A 6,529-nucleotide genomic window follows, 5' to 3' on the forward strand; every position below is an offset into this window, starting at 1 on the left:
GTGTGGATCCTCGACCGCGGCAAGGCCATCGAACGTGATGAGGATGGACGGCTGATCAGGGCCATCGGCAGCTTGACCGACATCACCCGCCGCAAGGAGGCCGAAGAGCGCCTCACCGTGTCGGCGGCAATGCTTGCCGATGAAAAGGAGCGGCTGAGGGTGACGCTGCAATCGATCGGCGATGCCGTCATCTGCACCGATGCCGCAAACCGGATCACCTTCATGAACCCGGTCGCCGAAAAGCTGACCGGGATTGCCGGCGGCGAGGCTCTCGGCAAGATGCTTGGCCATGTCTACTGGGCGGTCGACGAGGAGACGGGGCACAGGATCGGCGTGACCCGGCCCGCGGTTGGCGTTCATGCGCCCGCCGACCAGAACAGCCGCGCCGTCCTCATCCGGCGCGACGACACGCGCTGCAGCATCCGCCAGGTGGTGTCGCCGATCGTCAACGACCGCAACGAATTCTGCGGGCTGGTCATCGTCTTCCAGGACTTTACCGATGCGCGCGCGCTGCAGCGCCAGCTCGCCCACGCCGCGGCACACGATGCGCTGACCGGCCTTGCCAACCGCTCCAGCTTCATCCGCGCCATGGAGGACCTCGTCGACCAGGCGCGCAAGGACGGCACCGCCGACACGACAAGGTTGGTCGGCGACACGACAAGGTCGGTCGGAGGCGCCGGACATCAGTTCATGTTCATCGACCTCGACCACTTCAAACTGGTCAACGACACGGGTGGCCACGCGGCGGGAGACGCGCTGCTGAAGCGGGTTGCCGTGGCTATTCGCGGCGTGCTTGGTCCAGACGACATCGTCGCTCGCCTCGGCGGCGACGAATTCGCGGTCGTTTTGAAATCGGGTTCGGCAGCCGGCGCCAAGATCGCGGCGCGCTCCATCATCGATGCGATCGGCGGGCTAGACTTCACCTGGGACGGCCGTCCTCACGTGATCGGCGCCAGCATCGGGTTGGCTGCGATCAATGCCAATTGTGGCGAGGTCGACGAGATCATCGCCAGGGCCGATGCGGCTTGCTATGCCGCCAAGGCGGCGGGCCGTGGCTGTGTCTCCGTGGCGCCCGACGCACAGATCGTGGATGGCCGGACAGAGCCACTGGCGGTGGCCTCCTGATAGACCCGTCGCCGCTGAACCGAAAGGCTTGTCCCTGATTTGCGCCGACGATCCGCTCAGCGCGTCGGGACGGGATGCTCGCCGCGATAGTCGTAGAAGCCGCGCCCGGTCTTGCGGCCGAGCCAGCCGGCCTCGACATATTTCACCAGGAGCGGGCAAGGGCGGTACTTGGAGTCCGACAGGCCGTCATGCAGCACCTGCATGATCGACAGGCAGGTATCGAGCCCGATGAAGTCAGCCAGCTGCAGCGGCCCCATCGGATGGTTGGCGCCGAGCCGCATCGCGGTGTCGATGGCGTCGACCGAGCCGACACCCTCATAGAGCGTGTAGATCGCCTCGTTGATCATCGGCAGCAGGATGCGGTTGACGATGAAAGCAGGAAAATCCTCCGAGACCGTGATCGTCTTGTCGAGCTGCTTCACATAGGTCTTGGCTGCCTCGAAGGTCTGGTCCTCGGTGGCGATGCCGCGCACCAGTTCGACCAGCTTCATCAGCGGCACCGGGTTCATGAAATGTATGCCGATGAACCGCTCGGGCCGGTCGGTCTGCGCGGCAAGCCGCGTGATCGAGATCGACGAGGTGTTGGTCGCCAGGATGGCTTCGGGATTGAGCTGCGGACAAAGCTGGGCGTAGATCTTGCGCTTGACCGTCTCGTCCTCGGTCGCCGCCTCGATCACCAGGTCAGCACCCGCAAGATCGGCCATCGCGGGCGCGGCCGAAATGCGGCCCATCGCATCGTTGCGCACCTTCTCGTCGAGCTTGCCGGACCCCACCTGGCGGGCCATGTTGCCGCTGATCGTGGCGATGCCCTTCTCGATGCGGTCGGGCGAGATATCGTAGATCAATACCTTGTAGCCTGAAAGCGCGGAGACATGGGCGATGCCGCCACCCATCTGGCCCGCGCCGATGATGCCGATCGTCTCGATCTTGCTCATTACACCGATCCCGTCCTGAACCCTTCCGCTTGAACTGCGAAAGCGCTCCACCTTTTATTTTACCGCAATCCCGGACGCAAAACCGCTGCGCACTTTTGCTGGATTGCTTTCAGCCTTTGCGGCCTGCTTTTTGTGCGGTGCAAACTAAAAGGGCGGGGCGACTTCGTCTACCCCACCCTCACCATTTAATACGCTTTGGCAGAAAGCGTCAAAGCGCCTTTTGCAGTTCCGGCAGGATGACGAACAGGTCGCCGACGAGGCCGTAGTCGGCAACCTGGAAAATCGGCGCCTCCTCGTCCTTGTTGATGGCGACGATGACCTTGGAATCCTTCATGCCGGCAAGGTGCTGGATGGCGCCGGAGATGCCGACCGCGATGTAGAGATCGGGGGCAACCACCTTGCCGGTCTGGCCGACCTGCCAATCGTTCGGCGCATAGCCGGCATCGACGGCGGCGCGGGAAGCACCGACCGCGGCGCCGAGCTTGTCGGCAACCGGCAGGATGACCTCCTGGAATTTCTCCGAGGAGCCCAGCGCGCGGCCGCCCGAGATGATGATCTTGGCCGAGGTCAGCTCCGGACGGTCGGTCTCGGAAAGCTTGTTCTCGATGAAGGTGGAGAGGCCCGGATTCGCCGCGGCCTTAACGGTCTCGACGGCTGCCGAGCCGCCCTCGGGGGCTGCCTGGAAGGAGGCGGTGCGCACGGTGATCACCTTCTTGGCGTCGCTCGACTGCACCGTCTGGATGGCGTTGCCGGCATAGATCGGCCGCTTGAAGGTGTCGGGCGATACGACTTCGATGATCTCGGACACCTGCGCGACATCGAGGAGCGCAGCCACGCGCGGCGCGACATTCTTGCCCGACGAGGTCGCCGGCGCGATGATGGTGTCGTAGGCGCCCGCCAGCGACACAATGAGCGCTGCCGTCGGTTCGGCCAGGCGCTCGGCAAGCTCGTCGGCCTCGGCCAACAGCACCTTGCTCACGCCCTTCAGCTTGGCGGCAGCGTCGGCTGCCGGCTTGGCGCCCTTGCCGGCAACCAGCACATGCACGTCCGAGCCGATCTGCAGCGCGGCCGACAGCGCCTTGGCGGTCTGGTCGGAAAGGGTTGCGTTGTCGTGTTCTGCAATCAGAAGAATAGCCATTGATGATATTCCTGACTTTCGTCTTCGCGGCTCCCTGAAATCCGGTCAGGCCGAGTCGAAAACGGTTGGTTTCGAGAACCGGAGCGGAGCGTACTTCTGTACGTGAGCACCGGAAGCGGAGAAGCCAGCCGTTTGCAGGCCGGCCTCATCGGATTTCCTTACAGCACGCCGGCTTCGTTCTTCAGCTTGTCGACCAGCTCAGCGACGCTCTTGACCTTGACGCCTGCCTTGCGGCCGCTCGGCTCTTCGGTCTTGATGACCTTCAGCCGCGGCTTGACGTCGGCGCCGTAGTCGGCCGGGCTCTTCTCGTCGAGCTGTTTCTTCTTGGCCTTCATGATGTTGGGCAGCGAGGCATAGCGCGGCTGGTTGAGGCGAAGGTCGGCGGTGACGATCACCGGCATCTTCAGTTCCACCGTCTGCAGGCCGCCATCGACTTCCCGCGTCACCTTGGCCTTGTCGCCGTCGAGCACGATCTTGGAGGCGAAGGTGCCCTGCGCCCAGCCCAACAGTGCCGCCAGCATCTGGCCGGTCTGGTTGGAATCGTCGTCGATCGCCTGCTTGCCGAGGATGACGAGGCCGGGCTGCTCGGCGTCGACGACGCCCTTCAGCACCTTGGCGACGCCGAGCGGCTCGGTCTGTTCGTCGGTCTTGACCAGGATGGCGCGGTCGGCGCCCATGGCGAGCGCCGTGCGCAGGGTTTCCTGCGCCTGCTGCGGGCCGATCGAGACGACGATGATTTCTTCCGCCTTGCCAGCTTCCTTCAGCCGGATCGCTTCTTCAACCGCGATCTCGTCGAACGGGTTCATCGCCATCTTGACGTTGGCGAGCTCCACCGCCGAACCATCAGCCTTCACGCGAACCTTGACGTTCGCATCCACAACCCGCTTCACGGGCACAAGGATCTTCATTTGCCTGTCACCTCTTCACGCTAATTGGGCGCGCTATAACAGCCTGCACCCGTTCTGAGTTGTCGAAAGCCGACATTCCAGGTGGAAATTCTGGCCGGATGGAAATTCTGGTCTTTGCCCGCCTTAGGTTGCGGCGGAGACGTTTCCGTAGTTGCGGCAACCCTGCACGTCAATACGCTGCAAGTGGCTCAAATCGGTTCAGTCCGAACTGGAAGCGTTTCCGCGTCCCCAGCGCGGTGTCGCGGCGGGTTGATCGGGGATCAGCGGTTCCGTGGCAACCGGCGGCTGGTCGGGCGCGGCGGGCGCGACGTCTTCGTCGGCGCCGGCAAACAGCGGCACGCCGCGGCTACGCAAGACAAGCACCAGAACGGCGCCGGCGATGATGCCGCCGATATGGCAGGCCCAGGAGATCTGATCCTCGCCGCCGGCGGCAAACATCACCACCTGGAAGAGGACCCACAGGATGAGCGGGATGAAGGCCGGAATGCGCAGCGGGATGCGGGCGAAGGCCAACACCCAGACCTTCACCCTGGGATAAAGGATCAGATAGGCGACGACCACGCCGGCGATGGCGCCCGAGGCACCGATCAGCGGCACCTGCGAGTCCCAGGCGACGAGGCCCTGGAAGGCGGCGCCGGCGATCGCGCACAACAGGTAGAAGATGAGGTAGCGGATGTGACCGAGCGCGTCCTCGACATTGTCGCCGAACACCCACAGGAACAGCATGTTGCCGCCGAGGTGGAAGATGTCGGCATGCAGGAAGGAATAGGTGAGGTAGCTCAGGCTTTCGGGGATGACGATAAAACGGGGATCGAGCTCGGCGGTGTCATGGACGACCGACGGGATGAAGCCGAGACCAAGCACGGCGGCATTGGAGAAACTCTCGCCGCCGAGCGCGGTGGCGAGGTAGACCAGGGCGTTGGCCACGATCAGCCCGATGGTCACATATTGCAGGCGGATGTGGCGCAGCCTGTTGGTGTCGTAAAGCGGGATGAACATGCCCCAGGCCCTCTTCCGCTTTCGACAATCAGCGGTTCTTGCCGGGAACCCATAGCACGTCGGCGTTTCCGTTGTCATTGACCGCCCGGGCGGCGACAAACAGGAAATCCGAGACGCGGTTGATGTATTTCAGACCGTCGCGGTTGACGTGCTCGTTCGGGTCCTGGGCCAGTGCGACCATCAGCCTTTCGGCTCGCCTTGCCACGGTGCGGGCAAGGTGAAGTGCCGCCGCCGCCGCTGTGCCGCCATTGAGCACGAAGGATTTGAGCGGCTGAAGCTCCTTGTTGAGAAGGTCGATGTCCTTTTCGACCCGGTCGGTCTGCACGGCGACGATGCGAAGCGGCTCATAGCCGAGCGGCTTGCCGTCGTCGGGTACGGCGAGATCGGCGCCGAGATCGAACAGATCGTTCTGGATGCGGGAAAGCATGGCGTCGATCGCGGGATGGGCCGCGGCCGTGTGGACCCTGGCGATGCCGATGCAGGCATTGGCCTCGTCGACCGTGCCGTAGGCCTCTACCCGCAGATCGGATTTCAGCCGCCTCTCGCCGGTGCCGAGACCCGTGGTGCCATCATCGCCGGTGCGGGTGTAGATCTTGTTGAGCTTGACCATTTCGCCTCCCCGGCCGCCGGCATCCTCACTTGCGGGTGAAATACACCGCCAGCAGGATCAGCACCAGCGCCACGGCCTGCAGCATGACTCGCGCCTGCATCAGCTTGTTCGAGGTGACGCCGGAGCCGCCGCGCATCATGTTGATGAGGCCGCGAACAAGCACGACCGCAACGGCGACCATGACCAGAATGGCGAGAATGTTGAAGACGGTTGCCATTGCTTCGTTCCAGTTGGTTGGCGTTCAGGCGCGTTTGGCCATCAGGCGGTAAAGCATCGATGCCGGCAGGATGCGTCTGAGCACCGCGCCGATCCTGGCGGGCACTGTTACCACATAGTGCGGGCGTGGGCGCCGCGACAGAAGTGCATGGCGCAGCGCCGCATGAACCACTTCCGGCCCTGGCTTCAAGGCCGATTGGCTGCCGCCGGCCCGCAGTCGCTCGAGTTGCGCCGCATAGTCCACGCGGTGCACGGAATTCTCGTGGTCGATGTTGCTGAGAAACCAAATGAGGCCATTGCTGGCGATCTTCGACTTCACCGGCCCCGGCTCGATCAGCGAAACGTGGACGCCGCTGCCGGCCAGTTCCTGGCGCTGGCAGAGCATCAAGGCCTCCAGTGCGTGCTTCGACGCCGAATAGGCGCCGCGAAAGCGCACCGGCACGAGGCCAAGGATCGACGAGCAGTGGACGATGCGGCCCTGACCCTGGCGGCGCATCACCGGCACCAGCCGGCGGGTCAAATCATGCCAGCCGAAGAAATTCGCCTCGAACTGCTGCTTGAGCGCGGCAACGGGCAGATCCTCGACGCCGCCCGGCTG

General features: G+C 64.0%; 8 protein-coding genes. 1 reads left to right on the forward strand and 7 read right to left on the reverse strand.

Annotated elements, in window-relative coordinates; translation table 11 throughout:
* Positions 1 to 1,125: diguanylate cyclase (locus tag ENZ75_RS16475; RefSeq protein WP_128278184.1), on the forward strand; the 1,125-nt coding region annotated here is incomplete at its 5' end.
* Between the two features lie 56 nt (positions 1,126 to 1,181).
* Here the strand turns inward: ENZ75_RS16475 and ENZ75_RS16480 are convergent.
* The 7 genes from ENZ75_RS16480 to ENZ75_RS16510 form a co-directional block, all read right to left on the reverse strand.
* A complete protein-coding gene (locus tag ENZ75_RS16480; RefSeq protein WP_013529423.1) occupies positions 1,182 to 2,060 on the reverse strand; it encodes a 3-hydroxybutyryl-CoA dehydrogenase in 879 nt (292 codons plus the stop codon).
* Positions 2,061 to 2,268: 208 nt separating this feature from the next.
* Positions 2,269 to 3,198, reverse strand: a complete 930-nt coding sequence (locus ENZ75_RS16485; protein ID WP_024503779.1) for an electron transfer flavoprotein subunit alpha/FixB family protein — start codon at positions 3,196 to 3,198, stop codon at positions 2,269 to 2,271.
* A 158-nt stretch (positions 3,199 to 3,356) separates the two neighbouring features.
* Positions 3,357 to 4,106, reverse strand: a complete 750-nt coding sequence (locus tag ENZ75_RS16490) for an electron transfer flavoprotein subunit beta/FixA family protein (RefSeq protein WP_013529425.1) — start codon at positions 4,104 to 4,106, stop codon at positions 3,357 to 3,359.
* Positions 4,107 to 4,304: 198 nt separating this feature from the next.
* Positions 4,305 to 5,105 carry a rhomboid family intramembrane serine protease gene (locus ENZ75_RS16495; protein ID WP_027163501.1) on the reverse strand — a complete coding sequence of 267 codons (801 nt, stop codon included), beginning with the start codon at positions 5,103 to 5,105 and terminating at the stop codon, positions 4,305 to 4,307.
* A gap of 28 nt (positions 5,106 to 5,133) precedes the next feature.
* Positions 5,134 to 5,715 carry a cob(I)yrinic acid a,c-diamide adenosyltransferase gene (locus ENZ75_RS16500; RefSeq protein WP_013529427.1) on the reverse strand — a complete coding sequence of 194 codons (582 nt, stop codon included), beginning with the start codon at positions 5,713 to 5,715 and terminating at the stop codon, positions 5,134 to 5,136.
* 25 nt (positions 5,716 to 5,740) lie between these two features.
* Positions 5,741 to 5,932, reverse strand: a complete 192-nt coding sequence (locus ENZ75_RS16505; RefSeq protein ID WP_013529428.1) for a twin transmembrane helix small protein — start codon at positions 5,930 to 5,932, stop codon at positions 5,741 to 5,743.
* Positions 5,933 to 5,956: 24 nt separating this feature from the next.
* A partial coding sequence (locus ENZ75_RS16510; protein WP_128278185.1) for an SDR family NAD(P)-dependent oxidoreductase occupies positions 5,957 to 6,529 on the reverse strand: 573 nt, incomplete at its 5' end.

It is taken from the genome of Mesorhizobium sp. M7A.F.Ca.CA.002.04.1.1, assembly GCF_004022805.1.
Lineage (GTDB): Bacteria > Pseudomonadota > Alphaproteobacteria > Rhizobiales > Rhizobiaceae > Mesorhizobium > Mesorhizobium ciceri.

Bases quoted from the DNA above. Each gene is read 5' to 3' on its own strand.
- ENZ75_RS16480 (WP_013529423.1), bottom strand. From the start codon at position 2,060: ATGAGCAAGATCGAGACGATCGGCATCATCGGCGCGGGCCAGATGGGT.
- ENZ75_RS16485 (WP_024503779.1), bottom strand. From the start codon at position 3,198: ATGGCTATTCTTCTGATTGCAGAACACGACAACGCAACCCTTTCCGAC.
- ENZ75_RS16490 (WP_013529425.1), bottom strand. From the start codon at position 4,106: ATGAAGATCCTTGTGCCCGTGAAGCGGGTTGTGGATGCGAACGTCAAG.
- ENZ75_RS16495 (WP_027163501.1), bottom strand. From the start codon at position 5,105: ATGTTCATCCCGCTTTACGACACCAACAGGCTGCGCCACATCCGCCTG.
- ENZ75_RS16500 (WP_013529427.1), bottom strand. From the start codon at position 5,715: ATGGTCAAGCTCAACAAGATCTACACCCGCACCGGCGATGATGGCACC.
- ENZ75_RS16505 (WP_013529428.1), bottom strand. From the start codon at position 5,932: ATGGCAACCGTCTTCAACATTCTCGCCATTCTGGTCATGGTCGCCGTT.